20 protein-coding genes are annotated in these 20,165 nt (G+C 53.4%); 9 read left to right on the forward strand and 11 right to left on the reverse strand.

Translation table 11 applies throughout. The features are described from left to right. The first annotated feature begins 7 nt into the window (after window positions 1–7). On the forward strand, window positions 8–889 hold the full coding sequence (locus ACTZWV_RS00345) for a hypothetical protein (protein WP_444784619.1): 882 nt from the start codon (window positions 8–10) through the stop codon (window positions 887–889). Here the strand turns inward: ACTZWV_RS00345 and ACTZWV_RS00350 are convergent. The 3 genes from ACTZWV_RS00350 to trxA all read right to left on the reverse strand — a co-directional run bounded on the left by ACTZWV_RS00350 (window position 839) and on the right by trxA (window position 4,013). Next, window positions 839–2,134, reverse strand: coding sequence for an NAD(P)/FAD-dependent oxidoreductase (locus ACTZWV_RS00350; RefSeq protein WP_444784620.1), 1,296 nt, complete (start codon window positions 2,132–2,134; stop codon window positions 839–841). The genes ACTZWV_RS00345 and ACTZWV_RS00350 overlap by 51 nt on opposite strands. 93 nt (window positions 2,135–2,227) lie before the next feature. Next, window positions 2,228–3,493 carry a transcription termination factor Rho gene (gene rho, locus ACTZWV_RS00355; RefSeq protein WP_444784621.1) on the reverse strand — a complete coding sequence of 422 codons (1,266 nt, stop codon included), beginning with the start codon at window positions 3,491–3,493 and terminating at the stop codon, window positions 2,228–2,230. A 193-nt stretch (window positions 3,494–3,686) separates the two neighbouring features. Continuing rightward, entirely contained in the window at window positions 3,687–4,013 is a 327-nt protein-coding gene (gene trxA / locus ACTZWV_RS00360) for a thioredoxin TrxA (protein ID WP_173501963.1), read from the reverse strand. Window positions 4,014–4,115: 102 nt separating this feature from the next. Between trxA and rhlB the strand changes: the two genes are divergently transcribed. Both rhlB and gppA read left to right on the forward strand, forming a co-directional pair. Then, window positions 4,116–5,402, forward strand: coding sequence for an ATP-dependent RNA helicase RhlB (rhlB, locus tag ACTZWV_RS00365; RefSeq protein ID WP_444784622.1), 1,287 nt, complete (start codon window positions 4,116–4,118; stop codon window positions 5,400–5,402). Continuing rightward, entirely contained in the window at window positions 5,368–6,909 is a 1,542-nt protein-coding gene (gene gppA, locus ACTZWV_RS00370) for a guanosine-5'-triphosphate,3'-diphosphate diphosphatase (protein ID WP_444784623.1), read from the forward strand. Before rhlB ends, gppA begins: the two co-directional genes overlap by 35 nt. A 113-nt stretch (window positions 6,910–7,022) precedes the next feature. Here the strand turns inward: gppA and ACTZWV_RS00375 are convergent, their stop codons facing one another. Then, a complete protein-coding gene (locus ACTZWV_RS00375; RefSeq protein ID WP_444784624.1) occupies window positions 7,023–7,610 on the reverse strand; it encodes a superoxide dismutase family protein in 588 nt (195 codons plus the stop codon). A gap of 134 nt (window positions 7,611–7,744) precedes the next feature. On the opposite strand from ACTZWV_RS00375, the gene ACTZWV_RS00380 reads away from it, so the two are divergent. The 6 genes from ACTZWV_RS00380 (at window position 7,745) to ACTZWV_RS00405 (ending at window position 15,697) form a co-directional block, all read left to right on the forward strand. Then, window positions 7,745–7,972: a ChaB family protein gene (locus tag ACTZWV_RS00380; protein WP_444784625.1), complete on the forward strand. Its 228-nt coding sequence runs from the start codon at window positions 7,745–7,747 to the stop codon at window positions 7,970–7,972. 21 nt (window positions 7,973–7,993) lie between these two features. Further along, window positions 7,994–8,902 (forward strand): prolyl aminopeptidase, encoded by a 909-nt coding sequence (gene pip, locus ACTZWV_RS00385; protein WP_444784626.1) that lies wholly within the window; start codon window positions 7,994–7,996, stop codon window positions 8,900–8,902. 100 nt (window positions 8,903–9,002) lie between these two features. Further along, on the forward strand, window positions 9,003–9,710 hold the full coding sequence (locus ACTZWV_RS00390) for a TVP38/TMEM64 family protein (RefSeq protein WP_444784627.1): 708 nt from the start codon (window positions 9,003–9,005) through the stop codon (window positions 9,708–9,710). Beyond that, the gene (locus ACTZWV_RS00395) at window positions 9,707–11,956 is read left to right on the forward strand and encodes a hypothetical protein (RefSeq protein ID WP_444784628.1); all 2,250 of its coding nucleotides are present in this window, start codon (window positions 9,707–9,709) and stop codon (window positions 11,954–11,956) included. The genes ACTZWV_RS00390 and ACTZWV_RS00395 overlap by 4 nt, the downstream gene beginning before the upstream one ends. A gap of 3 nt (window positions 11,957–11,959) precedes the next feature. Beyond that, window positions 11,960–13,243: a glycosyltransferase gene (locus ACTZWV_RS00400; protein ID WP_444784629.1), complete on the forward strand. Its 1,284-nt coding sequence runs from the start codon at window positions 11,960–11,962 to the stop codon at window positions 13,241–13,243. Between the two features lie 45 nt (window positions 13,244–13,288). Beyond that, entirely contained in the window at window positions 13,289–15,697 is a 2,409-nt protein-coding gene (locus ACTZWV_RS00405; RefSeq protein ID WP_444784630.1) for an endonuclease/exonuclease/phosphatase family protein, read from the forward strand. Here ACTZWV_RS00405 and hemB read toward each other — a convergent pair. From hemB to tatA, 7 genes are read right to left on the reverse strand one after another with little or no spacing between them, the layout of a single operon-like run. Beyond that, window positions 15,694–16,698, reverse strand: coding sequence for a porphobilinogen synthase (gene hemB, locus ACTZWV_RS00410; RefSeq protein WP_444784631.1), 1,005 nt, complete (start codon window positions 16,696–16,698; stop codon window positions 15,694–15,696). The two genes, ACTZWV_RS00405 and hemB, sit on opposite strands and share 4 nt — an antisense overlap. Continuing rightward, on the reverse strand, window positions 16,688–17,434 hold the full coding sequence (locus ACTZWV_RS00415; RefSeq protein WP_444784632.1) for a GGDEF domain-containing protein: 747 nt from the start codon (window positions 17,432–17,434) through the stop codon (window positions 16,688–16,690). The genes hemB and ACTZWV_RS00415 overlap by 11 nt, the downstream gene beginning before the upstream one ends. Beyond that, window positions 17,427–18,242 carry a TatD family hydrolase gene (locus tag ACTZWV_RS00420; protein ID WP_444784633.1) on the reverse strand — a complete coding sequence of 272 codons (816 nt, stop codon included), beginning with the start codon at window positions 18,240–18,242 and terminating at the stop codon, window positions 17,427–17,429. The genes ACTZWV_RS00415 and ACTZWV_RS00420 overlap by 8 nt, the downstream gene beginning before the upstream one ends. Beyond that, the gene (locus ACTZWV_RS00425; RefSeq protein ID WP_444784634.1) at window positions 18,239–18,784 is read right to left on the reverse strand and encodes a hypothetical protein; all 546 of its coding nucleotides are present in this window, start codon (window positions 18,782–18,784) and stop codon (window positions 18,239–18,241) included. The genes ACTZWV_RS00420 and ACTZWV_RS00425 overlap by 4 nt, the downstream gene beginning before the upstream one ends. After that, a complete protein-coding gene (gene tatC / locus ACTZWV_RS00430; protein WP_444784635.1) occupies window positions 18,781–19,539 on the reverse strand; it encodes a twin-arginine translocase subunit TatC in 759 nt (252 codons plus the stop codon). Before tatC ends, ACTZWV_RS00425 begins: the two co-directional genes overlap by 4 nt. Then, window positions 19,529–19,843 carry a Sec-independent protein translocase protein TatB gene (gene tatB / locus ACTZWV_RS00435; protein ID WP_444784636.1) on the reverse strand — a complete coding sequence of 105 codons (315 nt, stop codon included), beginning with the start codon at window positions 19,841–19,843 and terminating at the stop codon, window positions 19,529–19,531. The genes tatC and tatB overlap by 11 nt, the downstream gene beginning before the upstream one ends. 3 nt (window positions 19,844–19,846) lie before the next feature. Beyond that, entirely contained in the window at window positions 19,847–20,092 is a 246-nt protein-coding gene (gene tatA, locus ACTZWV_RS00440; RefSeq protein WP_444784637.1) for a twin-arginine translocase TatA/TatE family subunit, read from the reverse strand. Window positions 20,093–20,165: the final 73 nt, after the last annotated feature.

Below are 20,165 nucleotides of genomic sequence, written 5' to 3' on the forward strand. Positions count from 1 at the left end.
CACAGCCATGCTATTACGTTGTTTGTTACTGCTGTTAGCCGGCAGTGCGCACGCCAAGCCACAACTTACCTGGCTGCAAACCGACTGGCCGCCGCATCAGATTGTCAGCGGTCCGTTTCAGGGCCAGGGTACCTTCGATTTGTTGTTACAGCAACTAAGCGCCGCTATGCCGCAGTTTGAGCATCAAACGCGGTTAGTTAATCTGGCGCGGCTGGAGCAGGCATTCTTACAACAGGAACCGGCGCTTTGTGCACTGGGCACCTTGTACTCAGAGCAGCGCGCCCAAAGCCGGCTGTTTTCCGGTCCTATGGCGGTGGGACCGGCGCTGGCGGTGGGCTATATTGCCGGTAAACTGACGGCACATCCGGCGATGCAGGACAACGGCGCCGATATGCACAAGTTGGCGCTGGACAGGGCCCTGACAGGGGCGTATCAGCCGAACCGCTTGTATCCTGATATTATCGAGCCGCTGCTGCAACACCCTGACACTAATCTCACCAGCCATGCCTTTACCAGTGAAGTTAATGCAGCCGGCTTGCTGGCCGGTAACAGGGTGGACTATGTGGTGGAGTATCCGGAACGGATGCAGTACTACAATCTGCTGTTGCCGCAAGCTGCAATGCTGGAACATCGGGCGATAGTAGGCGCTAATGTTGCCAGTGTGTCTTATATTACCTGCAGTACAGACGAGGTGGGGCAGGCAGCAATAACTGCAGTGAATAAGCTGTTACCCAAGTTGTGGCAACAAGCAGAGTATGTGCAGGCGATGCAGCGTTGGCTGGATGACAGTGCCCGGCGACGGCTGAGCACTGATCTGCAGCAACTGCAACAACAGGCACTAATGCAGCTTAAGCCGCGGCCGGACGATGCGGTTGATACGGGCAACTAAACTGATCACCAGCATTTTTGTCCAGCCGTGCAGCGCCACCTGATGCATACGATACAGCGAAATGTAAGCCAGCCGCGCAATGCGGCCTTCTATCATCATGGCGCCGCCGATTAAGTTACCCATCAGGCTACCGACAGTACCAAAGCGGCTGAGTGAAATTAACGAGCCGTGATCTTTATAATTAAAATCGCGCAGCGCTTTGCCCTTCAGTTCCGCCATAATATTGGTGGCGACCAGGCTGGCCATCTGATGCGCCGACTGCGCCCGTGGCGGCACCCATTTATTGTCGGGTAATGGGCAGCCGGCACAATCACCAATGGCATAAATGCGGCTATCCAGCGTGGTTTGCAGCTTGCTGTTTACCAGCAACTGATTGATGCGGTTATTTTCCAGGCCGTCGAGCTGATGCAAAAAGTCCGGTGCTTTAATGCCGGCGGCCCATACCATCAGCTCGGCATCCAGATGTTCGTCGCCCAGTTGCAAACCAAGGGCGTCAGCAGCGGTAACTTTAGTGCTGGTACGCACCTTAACGCCGAGTTTTTGCAACTCTTTTAACGCCGCATTGGCGATACGTTCCGGCAGTGCCGGCAGAATACGTGGACCGGCTTCTATTACGCTGATATTTAACCGGTCTTTGCGCAGATCAGCAAAGCCGTACAGGTTAAGCTCGGCTGCAGCATGATACAGCTCGGCTGCCAACTCAACCCCGGTAGCACCGGCACCCACTATCGCTATATTCAATTTATCTTTCGGGTGGCCGGGCGAATTCAGTTTTAAATAAGCATCCAGCAAATGGCGGTGAAAGCGCTGCGCCTGAGCCGGGCTGTCTAAAAAGATACAATGTTCGGCGACCCCGGGCGTATTAAAGTGGTTAGACACACTGCCGATGGCCAGCACCAGGTAGTCATAAGTCAGCTCGCGCGCCGCCAGCACTTCTTCACCATCATCGGCATATATCGCGGCTAAAATAACTTGTTGTTGTTGCCGGTTCAGGCCGTAAAAGCTGCCCAGCTGAAAGTCAAAGCCGTGGGTAGCGGCATGGGCGCGGTAACTGAGCTGGTCTATTTCAACGTCGAGGGTGCCGGTGGCCACTTCGTGCAATAAGGGTTTCCAGATATGGGTATGGTTGCGATCTACCAGGGTGATATGGGCTTTGCCTTTACGGCCCAGTTTATTGCCTAAGCGGGTGGCCAGCTCAAGGCCTCCTGCGCCGCCGCCAATAACCACTATGCGCGGGCGTGTCATATGCTACTTCCTTCTGTAAAAAATAAAGCAGTACAACGTCTTGCTGCTAAAACGCAGACAAGAAAAAACCGGCGCGAAGGCCGGTTTGTTCAGTTAACTTTTTTGCCGTTTCATGGCATCGAAGAACTCGTCGTTGGTTTTGGTCATCAACAGACGGTCTATCAGGAATTCCATACACTCGGTTTCATCCATCGGGTGCAGAATTTTGCGCAGGATCCACATTTTTTGCAGTTCCTCTGCCGAGGCCAGCAACTCTTCGCGCCGGGTGCCGGAGCGGTTAAACTCAATGGCCGGGAATACGCGACGTTCAGCAATTTTACGCGACAGGTGCAGTTCCATATTACCTGTACCTTTAAACTCTTCGTAAATAACTTCATCCATCTTCGAGCCGGTATCCACCAGCGCGGTAGCAATAATGGTTAAGCTGCCGCCTTCCTCAACATTACGCGCCGCACCAAAGAAACGCTTGGGTTTATGCAGGGCGTTGGCGTCAACACCACCGGTTAATACCTTGCCGGAGCTTGGGATCACGGTGTTATAAGCACGGGCTAAACGGGTAATAGAATCGAGCAGGATGATAACGTCTTTTTTGTGCTCAACCAGGCGTTTGGCTTTTTCGATTACCATTTCAGCCACCTGGACGTGGCGGCTGGCCGGTTCATCGAAGGTAGAGGCAATCACTTCGCCTTTAACCAGACGCTGCATTTCGGTAACTTCTTCCGGCCGCTCGTCAATCAGCAATACCATTAGCACGCAATCCGGGTGGTTGGCGGCAATAGACTGGGCAATATTTTGCAGCAAAATGGTTTTACCGGCTTTTGGTGGCGCCACGATTAAGCCGCGCTGGCCTTTACCGATTGGTGAGGCTAAATCCAGAACCCGGGCGGTGATATCTTCACGGCTGCCGTTACCGCGCTCCATGCGCAAACGTGAGTTGGCATGCAGCGGGGTTAAGTTTTCAAACAAAATTTTGTTACGTGCCTGCTCCGGCCGGCCGAAGTTAACTTCGTTTACCTTTAGCAGCGCAAAGTAACGCTCGCCTTCTTTAGGCGGGCGGATTAAACCGGAAATGCTGTCGCCGGTGCGCAGGTTAAAGCGGCGGATCTGGCTGGGCGAAACGTAAATGTCGTCCGGACCTGCCAGATAAGAGCTGTCGCTGGAGCGCAGAAAACCGAAACCGTCCTGCAGGATTTCCAGTACACCATCACCGAAAATTTCTTCGCCGTTCTTGGCGTGGGATTTTAAAATGGCGAAAATAATGTCTTGTTTGCGCAGGCGGGCCATATTTTCTTGGCCCATAGACTCAGCCAATTCAACCAGCTCGCTAATTGGCTTCAGTTTCAGTTCTGTTAAATGCATATTGATTGGGTTTCTTGTTGATATATAAACAGGGTAATGCTTATCGGTTCGATAGTATAAGGTTTGGAAGTGGTTTTTCGACAGACAAGCGTGGTTTAGAACGTTTTATTGGCTACACAATAGCAGTTGACTACAGGTGCGTCCAGCGATGAAACAGAAAAAGGCGTATAAAAATACGCCTTTTTCTGTTTATTCAGATGTTACCGTCTAAAAACTCTTTTAACTGGGTTTTAGACAGAGCGCCAACCTTAGTTGCCGCAACCTGGCCATTTTTAAATAACAGCAGGGTAGGAATACCACGAATGCCGAATTTGGGCGGCGTGTTCGGGTTGTGGTCAATATTTACCTTGGCCACGGTTACTTTACCGGCATATTCTTTTGCCACGTCTTCCAGAATAGGAGCGATCATTTTACATGGACCACACCACTCCGCCCAGAAGTCGACCAGTACCGGTGCGTCGGCTTTCAGTACGTCGGTTTCAAAACTGTCGTCAGAAACCTGTAAAATTTGTTCGCTCATTTATGTCTCCGCTAGTGCTATGCAGCCTTGCTGCAAAAAAGTGTTATCAATTTAAACGTGGCTGTTCCTTATTGCAAGCGTAACGGTTATGCTTAGCGCCGTATGAATAAAACACACTTAACTTCGCATAAATTCGCCGATTTCGCATTGGCGCCACAGGTTCTTGACGCGTTAACCGCGCAAGGTTACGGCTATTGTACGCCCATTCAGGCCCAATGTTTACCACTGGCACTTGCCGGGAAAGATATTGCCGGCCAGGCCCAAACGGGTACGGGTAAAACACTGGCATTCTTAACAGCCACTTTCCACCATTTGCTTACCCATGAACCCAAAGGTTCTGGTCAGCCGCGTGCCATTATCATGGCACCTACGCGTGAGCTGGCGGTACAGATCCATCAGGACGCAAAAATACTGGCCGATAAAGCCGGTTTACGTCTTGGCTTAATTTATGGGGGCGAGGGGTACGATACTCAACGCCAGCTGCTGGAAAATGGCGTAGATATTTTAATTGGTACCACAGGCCGCTTAATAGATTACTTAAAGCAAGGCTTGTACGACTTATCACAAATTCAGGTGGTGGTGCTGGACGAAGCTGATCGCATGTTCGATTTGGGCTTTATTAAAGACATCCGCTTTATGTTTAACCGTATGCCGCCGGCGACAGAGCGCTTAAGCTTGTTGTTCTCAGCTACCTTGTCTTATAAGGTACAGGAACTGGCGTTTGAGAAAATGAACCAACCGGTGCATATCCATATTGCGCCGGAAGAAATGACCGGCAGCCGCATCAGTGAAGAGCTGTTTTATCCGTCAGACGAGCATAAGCTACCGTTGCTGCTCACGTTGATGGAAGAAGAGTGGCCGGATAAAGCCATCGTTTTTGCCAACACCAAGCACTGGTGTGAAGAAGTGCATGCCTGGCTTGAAGCCGACGGCCACCGTGTTGGTTTGCTAACCGGTGATGTGATCCAGAAAAAGCGCCTGCGCATTCTGGAAGATTTCACCAGCGGCAAACTGGATATTCTGGTGGCTACTGATGTTGCCGCCCGTGGTTTGCACATCCCTAAAGTAAGCCATGTGTTTAACTATGACTTACCGGACGACTGCGAAGACTACGTACACCGTATTGGCCGTACCGGCCGCGCCGGCGAAAGCGGTAAAGCCATTAGCTTTGCTTGCGAGCGCTACGCGCTTAACCTGACGGCGATTGAAGACTATATCCGTCATCCGGTACCGGTAAGCCAGTACGATGCCAGCGTGTTGCTGGACGATATTAAAGCGCCCAAACCGCGGGTGCGCCGTCGCGCTGGTCAAGCCAGAACCGGCAGCCGTAGCGGCCCGGGTGGACGTAGCAGTAATGGCGCAAGAGCTCCTCGCAACCGCCCTCGTTAATCCGGCCCTTACTGCCGGTCAATCACCGCATCAGGATATTTATGCGGTGATTGATCTTGGCTCTAACAGCTTCCATATGCTGATGGTAAAAGTGGTGGGTGGCTCGGTACAGGTTATTGGTCGCGTAAAGCGCAAAGTACGTCTGGCCGCCGGTTTAAATGAAAATCTGGTGTTAAGCCGCAAAGCGATGAAACGCGGTTGGGAATGCTTAGCGTTATTTGCTGAGCGCTTGCAGGACATCCCACCGCAAAATATCCGTATTGTCGGCACCGCTACGCTGCGGCTGGCGAAAAACGTTAAAACCTTTCTCAAAGAAGCCGAAGCCATACTGGGACAAAAAGTTACCGTGATAAGCGGTGAAGATGAAGCCCGTATTATTTATCTCGGTGTAGCCCATACCTCAAACAGTGACAGTAACCGGCTGGTGATCGATATTGGCGGCGCCAGTACTGAAGTAGTGATTGGCGCCGGTTTTACCCCCTTGCTGTTATCCAGCCTGAATATGGGCTGCGTAACCTATCTGGAAAAATACTTCAGCGATGATGAGCTGAGCGAAGACAATTTTAACCAGGCTATAGCAGCAGCAGAGCAGCATACTCAGTCTATTGCACAGCAATATCAGCACACCGGCTGGCAACTGGCGGTAGGTGCGTCCGGCACTGTGCAGGCGATGCAGGAAATTCTGGTAGCCCAGGGTAAAGACGAAGTAATTACGCTAAGCCGGCTGGAAGACATTATGCAGCAGGCGCTGGCGTGCGGCCGTATGGAGCAGCTGAACATTGTTGGCTTGGCCCAGGAGCGTAAGCAGGTGTTCCCGTCCGGGCTGGCGATTTTAATTGCCTTGTTCCGGCGCTTAAACATTAGCGGTATGACCTTGTCCGGTGGCGCGCTGCGCGAAGGTGTGCTGTACAGCATGCTGCCGCAACTGCAAAACAATGATGTGCGCAACCGTACAGTAAACAGCCTGATGGTGCGCTACTTTATTGACCAGCGCCACGCCGAGCGCGTAGCAGAAATGGCCTGTGAGCTGGCGGAACAATTGCAAAGCCGTTGGGATTTACACAGGTTTGAAGGCCACAGCATGCTGAAAAGCGGTGCTTTGCTGCATGAGCTGGGCTTGTTAATTGAATATAAAAATCATCACCATCATGGTGCTTACATTATTAACCACTCTGATTTACCCGGTTTTACCCGCGCTCAGCAGCAACTTGTGATGGCGTTGGTGCATAACCATCGTGCCGATATCAGCCGCGAGATTATTGCCCGCCAGACTATGACATCAGTACTGCTAACGGTGCGTTTAACGCGTATTTTGCGGCTGGCAGTGATTTTATCCATGCGCCGCCGGCACGAAGTGCTGCCGCAGGTGACTATCAGCAGCAAAGGCGAAGCGCTGCTGTTACAAATGCCGGTCGGCTGGCTGGAGCAGCATCCGTTGATGCGGGCTGAGCTGGAACAGGAAGTACAGTACCAACAACAAGCCGGCTGGGAACTGACGATAAAGTAACGCGGCGGCTGTGGAACGGGTAAATATTACCGCCGTGCTGTGTAATTTTTGCTCAGCAACCCGCTGCCACCGGGTAGTGAAAACGGGCTGTGCTGCATAACGCCGCTAGCGGTTTACTGCACCACACCACACGCAATTGGTGTACCGCTGTCGCCGGCCGGGTCTGTGCTGTAATCATCGGCGCCCTCGTGCACCACCAGCGCGCGGTTTTTTATATCATCTAAGGTGAGCTGTTTGGCGACAACGTCCTGCTGCAAAGCGTTATCTGTTATGCGTAGCCTGGGTAAATCACCAAGATGTCCATTCCCGTCCGGACCTGCATGCCGGTCAGTGTTGGCCGGATCGAAATGACTGCCGGCGCCTGCTGCAGCCTGACGCTTACCCTCTTTCATGGCTGGCTCACAACTGGGGTTTTCATGCAGATGAAAGCCATGCTCACCCTGCGCCAACCCTTGTAACGCGGGCTTGAACACCAATCCGCCCGGCATTTCAGCGATGGTAATGCTACCGGCACTGTCGCCTACACCGTCAGCGCTGACTTTGTTCATCTGCACAGTAATGCTGTTACCGCGCTGCTGAGCTGCCGGTTCAGGCGCAGCGGCCGGGGTGATTTCGCCCTTAGGTACGCCCGGCGGATTAGGTTGTGGCTCGCAGCCTGACAGCAAGCCGGCAGTGGCTATAGCCAATATATACAGTTTCATAATACCTCCTCCGTTTTAACTCAGTGAAACAACTGCTAAGCCAGTGCAAGTTCGGCGCCAGAACTGCCGCTGCCAAGATGGCATGAGCTTTGCGTTACATGTCTCTAACCAGGCTTTGCTGCAGGAGATTGCTGATGCCCTACGACAAATTAAGTGAACTGCCGGATTCGGTTAAAGACAATTTGCCCAAGCATGCGCAGGAGATTTATCAGGCGGCATTTAACAGCGCCTGGGATGAATACGATGAGCCGGCTAAGCGGCGTGGCGAACAGAGCCGGGAAGAAGTTGCGCATAAAGTGGCTTGGGCGGCGGTGAAAAACAGTTATAGCAAGAATGAATCTGGCAACTGGGTGAAAAAATGACAGGCCTGCCGGAGATTTCAGATGCCTTATCTTAACGTAGGCGAAGGCCATCAGCTGCATTATCAGCTTGCAGGTAATATCCGCAGCGCGGCTCCGCTGTTGTTTGTGCATGGCGGACCGGGGGCGGGCGTCAGCGAAGCCGATAAAGCACTGTTTGCAGGCCTGACACGACCAGTTATTTACTATGACCAGCGCGGTTGCGGTAACAGCCAATTTGAGCAACGCTTAGTGGCTAACACAACAGAGCAGTTGATTGAAGATATTGAAGCACTGCGCTGTGCTCTGGAGGTGCCCCAACTGATTTTAGTCGGCGGCAGTTGGGGTAGCACTTTAAGTTTGTTGTATGCCCTGCGCTATCCGCAGAATGTCGCATCAATGGTGCTGTGGGGCATTTTCCTGTGCCGACGGCAAGAACTGGATTGGTTCTATCAGCATGGTGCTAATCAGCTGTACCCGGAGGAGTATCAGAAGTTTGTCCGGCAGGTAGATCAGGCTGCTGATCCTGTTGCCGCATATTTTGAGCTGCTGTCAGCGGGGAGCGAAGAGCAGCAGAGGGCGGCCGCGGCCAGTTGGGTCAGATGGGAGGCAGTAAACTCATTTTTAAACGCTGATGAAGCTACGCTTGAGCGCTTCGCTCAGGCCGATTCCGGCGTGCCAATGGCGCTACTGGAAAGTTACTATTTTAAGCATCAGGGCTTTTTATCACCGGATTATATTCTGCGGCATTGTCCGCAATTGCAGACGATACCGGTGGACATTGTGCAAGGACGTTTTGACACCATTTGTCCTTGCAGTACCGCCTGGCAACTGGCGAAACGGTTGGCACAATGCCGGCTGTATATCTCGCCGCGGGCATCACACGCCGCTTCAGAATCAGAGAATTTTTCTGCTTTACGCGCGGTACTGAGCAAGCTTGAGCCCGTGACCTGAGCCAACCGGCCGCCACCAACAGAGGGTAAGCATAGTGACTTCTGCACAACACACTAAAAGCGCCGCCAGCAACGATAAACCACAGTTCAGGCGCAAATCTATGCTACTGAGCATGGCCGGCAGCCTGCTGTTTGTCGCCGTCTTGCTGGCGGTACTGGTGTATTTTGATGTGCACGAATACGTGTTGCAGTTACTGGAATGGTTTAAACAAATGGGGCCCTGGGCACCATTGCTGTTTATGCTGATAATGGCAGCTGTTGTAGTGTTACTGCTGCCCGGCGCCTTGTTTACGCTGGGGGCCGGTTTTGTATTTGGTGTTATACCAGGTTCTGTTTATGTGGTGTTGGGTACAACAGCAGGGGCAGGGGTAGCCTTTTTACTGGCCCGCTATTGTTTCGGCCAGCGCGCCAGAGAGTTTGTGCTGGCCCGGGCGAAGTTACGCCTGGTAAATGATGAGCTGACGCCAAATGGTTGGAAAATCGTGCTGTTAACCCGGTTGATCCCGTTCTTCCCCGGCAAACTTTCCAACTATTTTTTTGGCTTAACCCAGTTCTCGTTGCGCGGCTATCTGGCCGGTTCGCTACTGGGTTTTATTCCGTTCAGTGTGCACAACGTCTATCTTGGTTCTTTAATTGCTGATATCTCCAGTTTTGATCTGACCTCAGGTCAGCGCTCAGGGTGGGAATGGGGCTTATATGCCGGCGGCCTGATCGCAGCGGTGGCAATCATTGTCTATCTTAATCGTCTGGCCAGCCGGGCGCTGGCCCGGTACACCGGGCAAAACACCGATAAGGAGCCTGAGCAATGACATGGTTAAAATGGCTGCCCTGGCGCTATGTGGTGCGTTATGTCGCACACAAACATGGCTTTATTGACCCGATAGCGTTACTGGCACGGTTGCATAACTTTGCCCAGCCGTCAGAAGTGGGTGAACCGATCGAGCTGTTGCGCGCCGGAGTGGTGTTTCATGCCCGCGGCCTGATTAACAGCCGGGTAATCCAGCATAATTTGGACTGGGTATGGCCGTATTGGATTGAGCGGCAATTTGACCCTTACGACGCCTCATTTATTCCGCGGGCATTTTCCATTACCCATATTAATCTGACGCACCGCAACTGGACGGCGATTGGCTTACCGGACTGCGCGGAGTTACCGATAGTCGATCCCAGAGGCTTGCTAACGCCGTTTTTGGACGGCTGGTCGCTGGATGCGTGGATCATGCCGCAGCAGGGTGAGTGTCTGCTACCCTCCAGAGCACTGCAGTGCCAGCAGCAACAATGCGTGGCCGGTAATGTCAGCATCCGTACAGAAACCTCGCTGCAGGGTATGACACTGATAAGCCAGGCGTCGGTCGAGCTGGAAGACGGCATCGCGGTGTGCAAGCTACGATTACGGGCAAAGTCAGACCGCGAAGGTCATCTGATCCTGGCGCTGCGGCCGCAAAACCCGGAAGGGGTTAGCTTTATTCATCACGTAAAGCTCAATGCACAGCACACTGGTTGGCAGGTGGATGACAATAAAAGGGTGCAGTTCAGCCGTGCGGCCCAGCGGCATCATGTTTCTACCTATCACCGCGGCGATGTCTATATTCATCTGAACGATGCGCAGGACCAGACCGAAGGTGTATGTGATGTCGGTATGGTGACTGCGGCAGCACTGTTTGCACTGCCGGCTGATGAATGGCAGGAACTGGAGGTTTCGGTGCCGTTGCTGGCGGAGCGCAATGCACAGTTGCAAGCGGACGCCTGGCCGCAGGAGCAACAGAAAACCTGCAAGCTGATTTGCCCTGATAAGCACTATCAGTTTTTATATGAAGCCGCCATTACATCGCTCATTTTGCACTCACCGGAAGATGTTTATCCTGGTCCTTATACCTATAAACGTTTTTGGTTCCGTGATGCGGCTTTTATTATTCATGCTTTGCTCTGTGCCGGCCTGACTGAACGCGCCGAACGGGCACTGAATCAGTTTCCGCCGCGGCAGACGTTACTGGGTTATTTTCGCTCACAGGAAGGGGAGTGGGATGCCAACGGTGAAGTATTGTGGATCCTCAAACGCTATTTCGACATGACCGGCCGGCAACTGCCGGCAGACTGGCAAGGTCCGGTGCAGAGCGGTGCCCGTTGGATTATCCGTAAACGGCTGTCAGATAAGTTGGATGCGCCGCATGCCGGCTTGCTGCCGCCGGGCTTCAGCGCTGAGCACCTTGGCCCGAATGATTATTACTACTGGGATGATTTTTGGGGTGTCGCCGGTTTAGAAGCGGCTGCAGCCTTGTTCGGTGCCACAGATTTGCACCGGCAGCAGGAGTTTGCCGATGCTGCCGGCAGTTTTAGTACAGCGATAGATAACAGTCTGGCCCATTGTGCTGCGCGCTTAAAGCGGCCCGGTATGCCGGCTTCGCCCTACCGGCGGCTGGATGCCGGCGCTATTGGCTCGCTGGCAGCCGGTTATCCAACGCAGTTGTGGGCGCAGGACGATCCACGGCTGCTGGATACGGTGGAGTTTCTACTGCAGCGCTGCTTTGTTAAAGACGCTTTTTATCAGGACATGATCCATTCGGGCCTAAATGCCTATTTAACGCTGCATGTGGCACAGGTGTTGCTGCGGGCGCAGGACCCGCGCTATCTGACGCTGATGGACGCAGTAGCCGCGTTGGCGTCGCCCACCGGACAGTGGCCGGAGGCTATTCATCCGGCTACCGGCGGCGGTTGCATGGGCGATGGCCATCACGTCTGGGCAGCTGCAGAATGGTTGCTGATGCTAAGAAACTGTTTTGTGCGCGAGGAAGGCCAGCGCCTGGTATTAGGTAGCGGCGTGCCGCAGCGCTGGTTGGCGCAACGTACCCCGATACAGTTTGGCCCGGCGCCAACCAGCTTTGGCAGTATCAGTATCGAGATCATCACTGATGCAGAACATGGTGTTGTGGTGAACTGGCAAGCAGACTGGCATAACGACACTCCCCCTGCGTTGGACATTGCCTTGCCGGGATATCAGGCGGTTACTGCACAAGCTGCTCAGGGCTCTGTCACCTTAAACAGACTGGAGACATAAGCTATGAATATTGCCATCTTCACCAATACCTTTACCCCGCATGTTGGTGGGGTTGCCCGTTCGGTTGAAGCCTTTGTGGCTGAGTATCGCAAGCTGGGCCACAAGGTGCTGGTGGTCGCACCTGAGTTTGCCGACATGCCGCAGCATGAAACCGATGTGGTGCGTATTGCGGCGATCCAGAATTTCAATGCCAGTGATTTCTCAGTGGCCCTGCCGATCCATGATCAGCTTAGTGAGATACTGGATGCGTTTGCGCCGGACATTATTCATTCACAGCACCCCTTTCTGCTGGGGATGACGGCACTGCGCACCGCGCGTTACCGTCAACTGCCGTTGGTGTTTACCCACCACACTTTGTATGAGCAGTATACGCATTACGTGCCGGGAGATTCGGCTACCATGCAGCGCTTTGCCATTGAACTAGCTACCCGGTATGCCAATTTATGCGACCAGGTTATTGCACCCAGCCAAAGCATTGCTGAACTGCTGTCGCAGCGCGGCGTTGTCACCCCGGTTGAGGTGATCCCAACCGGGGTTTACCCGGAGCGTTTTGCGCACGGAGAGGGTAGTGCAGTGCGCCGGCAGTTGGCTATTCCGGCAGATGCCTTTGTGATTGGCCACATGGGACGGTTGGCACCGGAGAAAAACCTTGAGTTTCTCGCACACGCCGTGGCAAATGTCGCAGTTGAGCGCGCCGGCGTGCACTTTCTGGTGGTGGGCGCCGGCCCGTCTGAGCAAGCGATACGGGCTATATTTGCTCAGGCAGGTGTCACTGACAGATTGCATATGGCCGGTATTTTGCAGCAACAACAGTTAACCGATGCGCTGCATGCGATGGATATATTTGCTTTTGCCTCAGGCAGTGAAACCCAGGGCATGGTGCTGACAGAAGCCATGGCTGCCGGCTTACCGGTGGTGGCGTTGGATGCGCCCGGCGTGCGCGAAGTGGTAAAACATGGTGATAATGGCTTGTTGCTGTATGACAACACCCCGCTGGCGTTCAGCGCGGCGCTGCGACAGTTGATTGATGCTCCGGCGCAACAACTGCAGGCGTTACGACAGCATGCCGGGGCGACAGCTGAAGCTTTTTCCATGCCGCGTTCGGCCGCTAAAGCCCTGCAGTGTTTTCGCATTTTGCTGGATAGCCAGCCAGCCGGCACGGGGACGGAGCGTGACTGGGAAGATGTGCTGGCCTGGGTTAAAGCGGAATGGGATATTCTGCGCAGCGTTGCGGTAGCAGGTACTGCCGCTGTCGGCAGCACCTTATTTGCCGGCAGCGAAGAGTAATATCGTGCTGCCGGTGTGAATGCCATGGAATGAAGCGGGAGGGGTATGATTATCCGTGTTTCAGTATGGTTGCGCTGGTTGCGGCGTGCAGTTAGTCGCAGCCGCTGGCTGGCCCGGTTGTTGCAGTTGCCGGTATCGAAAGGGTCTGCTGTTCGGCCCGGGTTGATTATGCTGCAAATAGACGGTTTGTCGCAGATTGAGTTACAGCGGGCGCTGGACCGCGGCGAAATGCCCTTTTTACGCCGTTTGCTTAAGCGCGAGCATTACAAATTACAAGCGCAGTACTCAGGCCTGCCGGCAACTACGCCAGCCGTACAGGCTGAGCTGTTTTACGGCATTTCCGGGGCGGTACCGGCGTTTTCTTTTTGTGATCACCGCTGCGGCCGGGTGGTGCGGATGCTGGAACCCGATATCGCGGCACAGGTAGAGCAGCGGTTAGCCGGGCAAACGAAGGCTGCGCTGTTAAAAGACGGCAGTGCCTATGCCGATATGTACACCGGTGGTGCTGCTGAGTCGCACTTTTGTGCGTCGGCTCTGGGTTGGGGGCCGGCGCTGCGCAGTGCCAATCCGCTGGTGCTGCTGGTGCTGATTGTGACCAATTTTTACAGCGTACTACGTATTCTCGGCCTGTTTTGTCTTGAAGTCGGGCTGGCGCTGCGCGATTTCTTCCGTGGCTTATTAAAGGGGCATGATTTTCTCAGCGAACTGAAATTCGTGCCAACCCGGGTGGCTATTTCTATAGTGCTGCGGGAGCTATGCGTTATCGGCGGTAAAATTGACCTTAGCCGTGGCATGCCGGTAGTGCATATTAATTTTCTCGGTTACGACGAGCAGTCACATCGTCGCGGGCCCTCATCGCGTTTTGCGCACTGGACGCTGAAAGGCATTGACGACAGCATTGCCCGGCTGTGGCGGGCCGCTCATCGCTCTGAGTGGCGTAATTACGAAGTATGGATCCATTCTGATCATGGCCAGGCAAAAGTCAGCCAATATACTCAATTACTCGGTTACCCGTTGCAGCAGGCGGTAGAGCAATGTTTTGACAGCTTAACAACCCTGCCGGTCAGCGCCCGGCAACCGGTAGCCGGTGGTATTCAGACTCAGCGTGTCAGGTTACTTGGTGGTAAGCGGATACAACGCTTATTTGCGGTGGAACGCAGTGATGACAGTGGCACAGCTACTTCGCTGCAGGTTGCCGCTCTTGGACCGGTCGGCCATATCTATACTGTGCAGCCGTTGTCGGAGCCGGAGCTGCAATATGTTGCCACTGAGCTGGCAGTTAAGCATAAAGTGCCAATTGTGCTGAAGGTTGAAGCGGAAGACCGGCTGCGTGCAACTACCGATGAAGGCGACTTTTATTTGCCGCAAGATGCTGCGCAGTTATTTGGTGCTGAGCATCCGTTTCTGGATAGCCTCAGTGAAGACCTGTTGCGCTTGTGTCAGCATGCCGATGCCGGCGATTTGGTTGTCATGGGCTGGCGCAAAGGCGTTACGCCACTGTCCTTTGCTGCTGAAAACGGCGCCCATGCCGGTGCCACCCCGGAAGAAACCAATGGTTTTGCGCTGCTGCCAGCTGACGTAACCTTGCCATCCGGTGACAAAAGTTATATCCGTCCGTACGATTTATATCAGGCGGCATTGCAGCATCTGGGACGTTCGCCGCGGCAGGCGGCAGCAAGGTATGCCGGGCGCTCTGCAGCAAAAACAGATAGTTTACGGGTAATGACCTACAACGTGCATAGCTGCATAGGCTTGGATGGTAAAGTGGATGCAGAGCGTATTGCCAGAGTCATTGCGCTGGCCAATCCGGATGTCGTTGCGCTGCAAGAGCTGGATGTGGGCCGTGACCGCAGTTTGGGGCTGGATCAGGCTCAACTGATAGCCCGCTATCTGGAAATGGAGTTTCATTTTCATCCGGCGATGCATATGGAAGAGGAGCGCTACGGCGACGCCATTTTAACCCATTTGCCGCTGCGGTTAGTTAAAGCGGGCCCTTTACCCGGGCTGGCGGACAAACCGAAGCTGGAACCGCGCGGCGCGATCTGGGCGGCAGTGCAATTTCATGGTCAGGAGGTGCATATTATTAATACCCATTTGGGGTTAAATAGTCGTGAGCGGCTGGCACAAATTAATTGTTTGTTGGGACAAGACTGGTTGGCGCACCCGGATTGTAAGGCGCCGGTGATATTTTGTGGTGATTTAAATGCGCAGCCAACCTCAGCGGTATGTCGCCGTCTTGGCGCTCAATTACAGGATGTGCAAACAGCAGTGGCGCAACACCGGCCCGGAGGCACCTTTCCCAGCCGGTTTGCAGCAGCGCGTATTGATCACATTTTTGTCAGCCATGCAGTCACCGTTACCGCCATTGAAATTCCCAGCTCGCAGTTGGTGAAAGTCGCGTCGGATCATTTACCTTTGCTGGCGCAGCTGCATATTTCGCGCCCGGCAGATTAACGCTGCTGCAACCAGATTGCCGCTTTTTTCGCAAAGTAAGTCAAAATGCCATCGGCACCGGCGCGTTTAAAAGCCAGTAAGGATTCCATAATTACCGGCTGCTCAGCCAGCCAACCATTTTGAATCGCCGCCATATGCATCGCGTATTCGCCGCTGACCTGGTAAGCAAAAGTCGGCACACCGAATTCATCTTTTACCCGCCGCACTATATCTAAATATGGCATGCCGGGTTTAACCATTACCATGTCAGCGCCTTCTTCCAGATCTTGTGCCACTTCATGCAGCGCCTCATTGCTGTTGGCCGGGTCCATCTGGTAGGTTTTTTTATTGCCGCCTTTTAAATTGCCGGCCGAACCTACCGCATCGCGAAACGGACCATAGTAGCTTGATGCATACTTGGCCGAATACGCCATAATACGGGTGTTAACAAAGCCGGCCTCTTCCAACGCTTCGCGGATAGCGCCAATACGACCGTCCATCATATCGGAAGGGGCGACGACATCGGCGCCGGCAGCCGCATGCGACAATGCTTGCTTTACCAGTGCAGCAGTAGTGATGTCATTTAATACATAGCCGTTATCGTCAATAATGCCGTCTTGGCCATGAGTGGTAAACGGGTCCAGTGCTACATCCGTTATAATGCCAAGTTCAGGCAGATGTTGTTTTAGCAGCCGAACAGCGCGTTGGGCTAAGGCATCCGGATTCCAAGCCTCTTCTGCCTGCAGTGATTTTTTGTCACTGGCGGTGACCGGAAACAGCGCAATGGCGGGAATACCCAGGGCGACCAGCTCTTTGGCTTCGGCTAATAATAAATCCAGACTAAGGCGTTCAATGCCCGGCATAGAGGCGATGGCTTCGCGCTTGCTATCACCTTCGATAATAAACATCGGGTAAATTAAGTCATTCACCGTCAGCTGATGTTCTGCCATTAAGCGGCGGCTGAAATCGTGTTCGCGCATACGGCGTAACCGGCTGGCGGGAAAAAAACGGTTAGTGTTCATTTACATCTCCTGTAACTGCTTCCGGCCGCTGCGGTACAGTGATCGGTGGATAGCTTTGCACCTGGTTGCGACCAGCTGCTTTGGCGCGGTAAAGGGCTTTGTCGGCAAAGCCAATATATTCGTCGTTGTCGCTGTCCGGACCCGGTACGGCGGCGTAACAGCCGGCGCTGAGGGTAATAGTCACGGCTTGCTGATTACATAGCAGCGGTGATGCAGCCAGTTGCCGGCGGATCTGCTCTGCCAACTGTAACGCGCCTTCCGCGCCGGTATTGGGTAAAATTAAAGCAAATTCTTCACCACCGTAGCGGCATAACTTATCTGCCGGGCGTTTTAACTGTTGTTTTATCAGCTGCGCCACGGCGGTAATGGCCTGATCGCCGACCAGATGGCCGAAGTTGTCATTCAGCCGCTTAAAATGGTCAATATCCAGCAGTACCAAAGCCAAAGTGCGTAATTCACGCCGGCTGCGTTTTAATTCTGCGCGCATCTGGCGGTCGAAATAAGCACGGTTATACACGCCGGATAAGGCGTCGGTCAGGCTTTGCTGTTCCAACTGCAGATTCTTTTCTGCCAGCTCATCCAGCGTAATTTGCAGCTCAAAACTGTGTGAGCGCAGCTGGCTTTCCAATTCAGCAGCGGTTTTTTGCCAGCGCAGCAGTTTAATAGCAGCAGCTATACCGGTTAACGCCGCGCCAGCCACTATTCCCGCTAAAAAGTAGGGCAATATATCAGCCATGGCTCAGGCTCCTTTGCAGCAGGTTATCAGGCCGGGTGCTAAACAAACGCTGGCAGTTTTGCCACTGTTGCTCTGCCAGTAAGGCAATATCGGTTTGTTGCAATTGCGCCACCATGGCGGCGATGGCAGGCAAAAAGGCCGGCTCGTTGCGCCGGCTGGCAGGCTTGGGGTGTAAATTACGCGGTAGTAAATAGGGTGCATCTGTTTCCAGCAGCAGGCGATCGGGCGGAATATACGTCACCGCCTCACGCAGCGCCGTGCCACGACGCTCGTCGCACAGCCAGCCGGTAATGCCGATATACAGGCCTAAGTCGAGCCAGGCTTTTAACTGTGTCGTATTGCCGGTAAAACAATGCGCCACACCTTTCGTCGGCGGCTGTTCGTGCAGCATCGCCAACTGGGTATCAAAGGCATCACGCTCGTGCAAATATACCGGCTTATTGGTGCGGCCGGCCAGCTGTAACTGTTCTGCGAACACAGCTTGTTGCTGTGGTCGCGGCGAAAAGTCGCGGTTAAAATCCAGCCCACACTCGCCAATGGCAACCACTTCATCTTCGTTGAGCAACGCGGACAACTGCAGCAGCCAGTCTTGCTGAACCTTAGCCGCCTGATGCGGATGTACGCCGGCGCTACTGAAGCAGCCGCTGTGTTGGCGGCAAAAAATAATGTTTTGTCTGCTCTCGTCAATATCGCTGCCAATTAACAGCAACTGGCCGATACCCGCCTGCGCTGCCCGTTCAACTACCGCAGCGCGATCCTGCTTGAACTGGTTGCTGAACAAATTGACACCGATATCACACCAAATCATTTTTCGCGCCGTACGCGGATAGTGCGGTTATTGTTGTCGTTGCCAAGGAAGAATGAATTCAATACACCACGTTTAACATAGTGCTGCTCCCCGACGGCAATTTTGTAGTAATCAGTGCCGTTTTGACGCCATACCTGACCGTTATCAAACTCAACTATCAGTTCTTTGCGCGGACTATACTGTACGCTTTTGACCTGCAGATAAATTTGCTCCGGTGCGTCTTCAGCTGATTTACGGTGCTCCATACCAAAGTCGCTTTCACCGGGCGCTGTAGTGCTTGCTTCAGCTTTGGCGGCCTTTGACGCTGACCTTGCCGGTGTAGCTGCCGGTGTCTGTACTGCGGTCGGCTCAGCACTTGCCGTTGTGCCGGTTACCGCTGTGGGGGAAGCTTCGGTGGCCGCAATGGCGTCGTAGCAGGTAAGGCGGCGCAGTGCATTTTGCTCGGCGCGACATAGCTCCAGCGCTTGATCAAGCGGGATGGCAGCACCGGCACTTAGCGGCAGAATGGCAATAATAATGCAACTGGCTAAAAAACGCTTCATAACTGTTCTTCCTGTTTTTCTGTTTCTTCTGTCGAACGGGGTTGGTAAAACCGGCTTAACATTAAGCCCAGTTCAAATAATAACCACATGGGTACTGCTAACAAGGTTTGTGACAGCACATCCGGTGGTGTTAACAGCATGCCAAGAACAAAAGCGCCGACCACGATATAAGGCCGTTTTTCTGCCAGCGCATCGCGGGTGGTGACTCCGGTCCAAACCATTAACAGGATAGCGACCGGAATTTCAAACGATAAACCAAAGGCAAAAAACAGCTTGAGGACAAAATCCAGATAGTTGCTGATATCGGTGGCAACGGTAACGCCTTCGGGCGCCACACTGGTAAAAAAGCCGAAAATAATCGGGAATACCACAAAGTAAGCAAAGGCTATACCGCTGTAGAACAGCAGTGTGCTGCTGATCACCAGGGGCGCCATCAGGCGTTTTTCGCGTTTGTACAACGCCGGGGCAACAAACTGCCAAACCTGGTACAGCACATAAGGAATGGCCAGACAGATAGCGACAATAAAGGTCAGTTTAAAGGGGGCGAAAAACGGTGCTGCAACGTCGGTGGCTATCATGCTGCTGTTTTCCGGCAATACTGCCATCAGCGGCTGAGCCAGCAGATGGTAAAGCTCCTGGGCAAAAGAGGCCAAGGCGGCAAATACGATGATTACCGCAACTACGCAGCGTAGTAAGCGATTACGCAACTCAATTAAGTGCCCGAGCAGGCTGTCGGGGCTGGCGTTAAGACTCATGCTTTTTTTCGTTACTGCTAGTGGATAAAGGTGCATTTACATCGGCTGCGGCTTGCTTTAATTCATCCAGTGCTGCTTGTTCCTGCGCTGTCAGATTAAGCAAACCCTTAGCTTCTGCATCTTTCAGTTTCTGGTGCAGCTCATGTGCGCGCAGATCAGAATTCAGCTCGGCCTGCATTTGCTGGCCGAATTGCTTCACACTGCGTACAGTTTTATGCACCGAACGGATGGCACCGGGCAGCCGTTCAGGCCCCAGCACTAACAGGGCGACTACGCCAATAATGACCAGCTCCCAGAAGCCCATAACTTACACTTTATCTTTTGGTGCGGTGTGCGTGGCCGCGGCTTTATCGGCGTCAGTTTTGGCTTGTTCAGATAACTGCGCCGGAGGTTCGTCGCTGTCTTTGTCTGTATCATCTTTGACTGAGCTGCGAAAGCCTTTGATAGCTGAGCCAAGATCTGAGCCTATGCCGCGTAGCTTTTTCGTGCCGAACAGCAGCACGATAATGGCTAACACAATAAGTAACTGCCAAATACTGATATTACCGAACATGGTTTATCCTCATTGAATACTAAATGACGGCGTAATCGCCGCTGCTACTGTATGTCTTTATTGTGACAATCCG

This window comes from Rheinheimera sp. NSM (genome assembly GCF_052380015.1).
Classification (GTDB): domain Bacteria; phylum Pseudomonadota; class Gammaproteobacteria; order Enterobacterales; family Alteromonadaceae; genus Alishewanella.

Excerpts from the sequence above, each read along its gene's own strand:
- ACTZWV_RS00345 (WP_444784619.1), top strand. The coding sequence starts at position 8 with ATGCTATTACGTTGTTTGTTACTGCTGTTAGCCGGCAGTGCGCACGCC.
- ACTZWV_RS00350 (WP_444784620.1), bottom strand. The coding sequence starts at position 2,134 with ATGACACGCCCGCGCATAGTGGTTATTGGCGGCGGCGCAGGAGGCCTT.
- rho (WP_444784621.1), bottom strand. The coding sequence starts at position 3,493 with ATGCATTTAACAGAACTGAAACTGAAGCCAATTAGCGAGCTGGTTGAA.
- trxA (WP_173501963.1), bottom strand. The coding sequence starts at position 4,013 with ATGAGCGAACAAATTTTACAGGTTTCTGACGACAGTTTTGAAACCGAC.
- rhlB (WP_444784622.1), top strand. The coding sequence starts at position 4,116 with ATGAATAAAACACACTTAACTTCGCATAAATTCGCCGATTTCGCATTG.
- gppA (WP_444784623.1), top strand. The coding sequence starts at position 5,368 with ATGGCGCAAGAGCTCCTCGCAACCGCCCTCGTTAATCCGGCCCTTACT.
- ACTZWV_RS00375 (WP_444784624.1), bottom strand. The coding sequence starts at position 7,610 with ATGAAACTGTATATATTGGCTATAGCCACTGCCGGCTTGCTGTCAGGC.
- ACTZWV_RS00380 (WP_444784625.1), top strand. The coding sequence starts at position 7,745 with ATGCCCTACGACAAATTAAGTGAACTGCCGGATTCGGTTAAAGACAAT.
- pip (WP_444784626.1), top strand. The coding sequence starts at position 7,994 with ATGCCTTATCTTAACGTAGGCGAAGGCCATCAGCTGCATTATCAGCTT.
- ACTZWV_RS00390 (WP_444784627.1), top strand. The coding sequence starts at position 9,003 with ATGCTACTGAGCATGGCCGGCAGCCTGCTGTTTGTCGCCGTCTTGCTG.
- ACTZWV_RS00395 (WP_444784628.1), top strand. The coding sequence starts at position 9,707 with ATGACATGGTTAAAATGGCTGCCCTGGCGCTATGTGGTGCGTTATGTC.
- ACTZWV_RS00400 (WP_444784629.1), top strand. The coding sequence starts at position 11,960 with ATGAATATTGCCATCTTCACCAATACCTTTACCCCGCATGTTGGTGGG.
- ACTZWV_RS00405 (WP_444784630.1), top strand. The coding sequence starts at position 13,289 with ATGATTATCCGTGTTTCAGTATGGTTGCGCTGGTTGCGGCGTGCAGTT.
- hemB (WP_444784631.1), bottom strand. The coding sequence starts at position 16,698 with ATGAACACTAACCGTTTTTTTCCCGCCAGCCGGTTACGCCGTATGCGC.
- ACTZWV_RS00415 (WP_444784632.1), bottom strand. The coding sequence starts at position 17,434 with ATGGCTGATATATTGCCCTACTTTTTAGCGGGAATAGTGGCTGGCGCG.
- ACTZWV_RS00420 (WP_444784633.1), bottom strand. The coding sequence starts at position 18,242 with ATGATTTGGTGTGATATCGGTGTCAATTTGTTCAGCAACCAGTTCAAG.
- ACTZWV_RS00425 (WP_444784634.1), bottom strand. The coding sequence starts at position 18,784 with ATGAAGCGTTTTTTAGCCAGTTGCATTATTATTGCCATTCTGCCGCTA.
- tatC (WP_444784635.1), bottom strand. The coding sequence starts at position 19,539 with ATGAGTCTTAACGCCAGCCCCGACAGCCTGCTCGGGCACTTAATTGAG.
- tatB (WP_444784636.1), bottom strand. The coding sequence starts at position 19,843 with ATGGGCTTCTGGGAGCTGGTCATTATTGGCGTAGTCGCCCTGTTAGTG.
- tatA (WP_444784637.1), bottom strand. The coding sequence starts at position 20,092 with ATGTTCGGTAATATCAGTATTTGGCAGTTACTTATTGTGTTAGCCATT.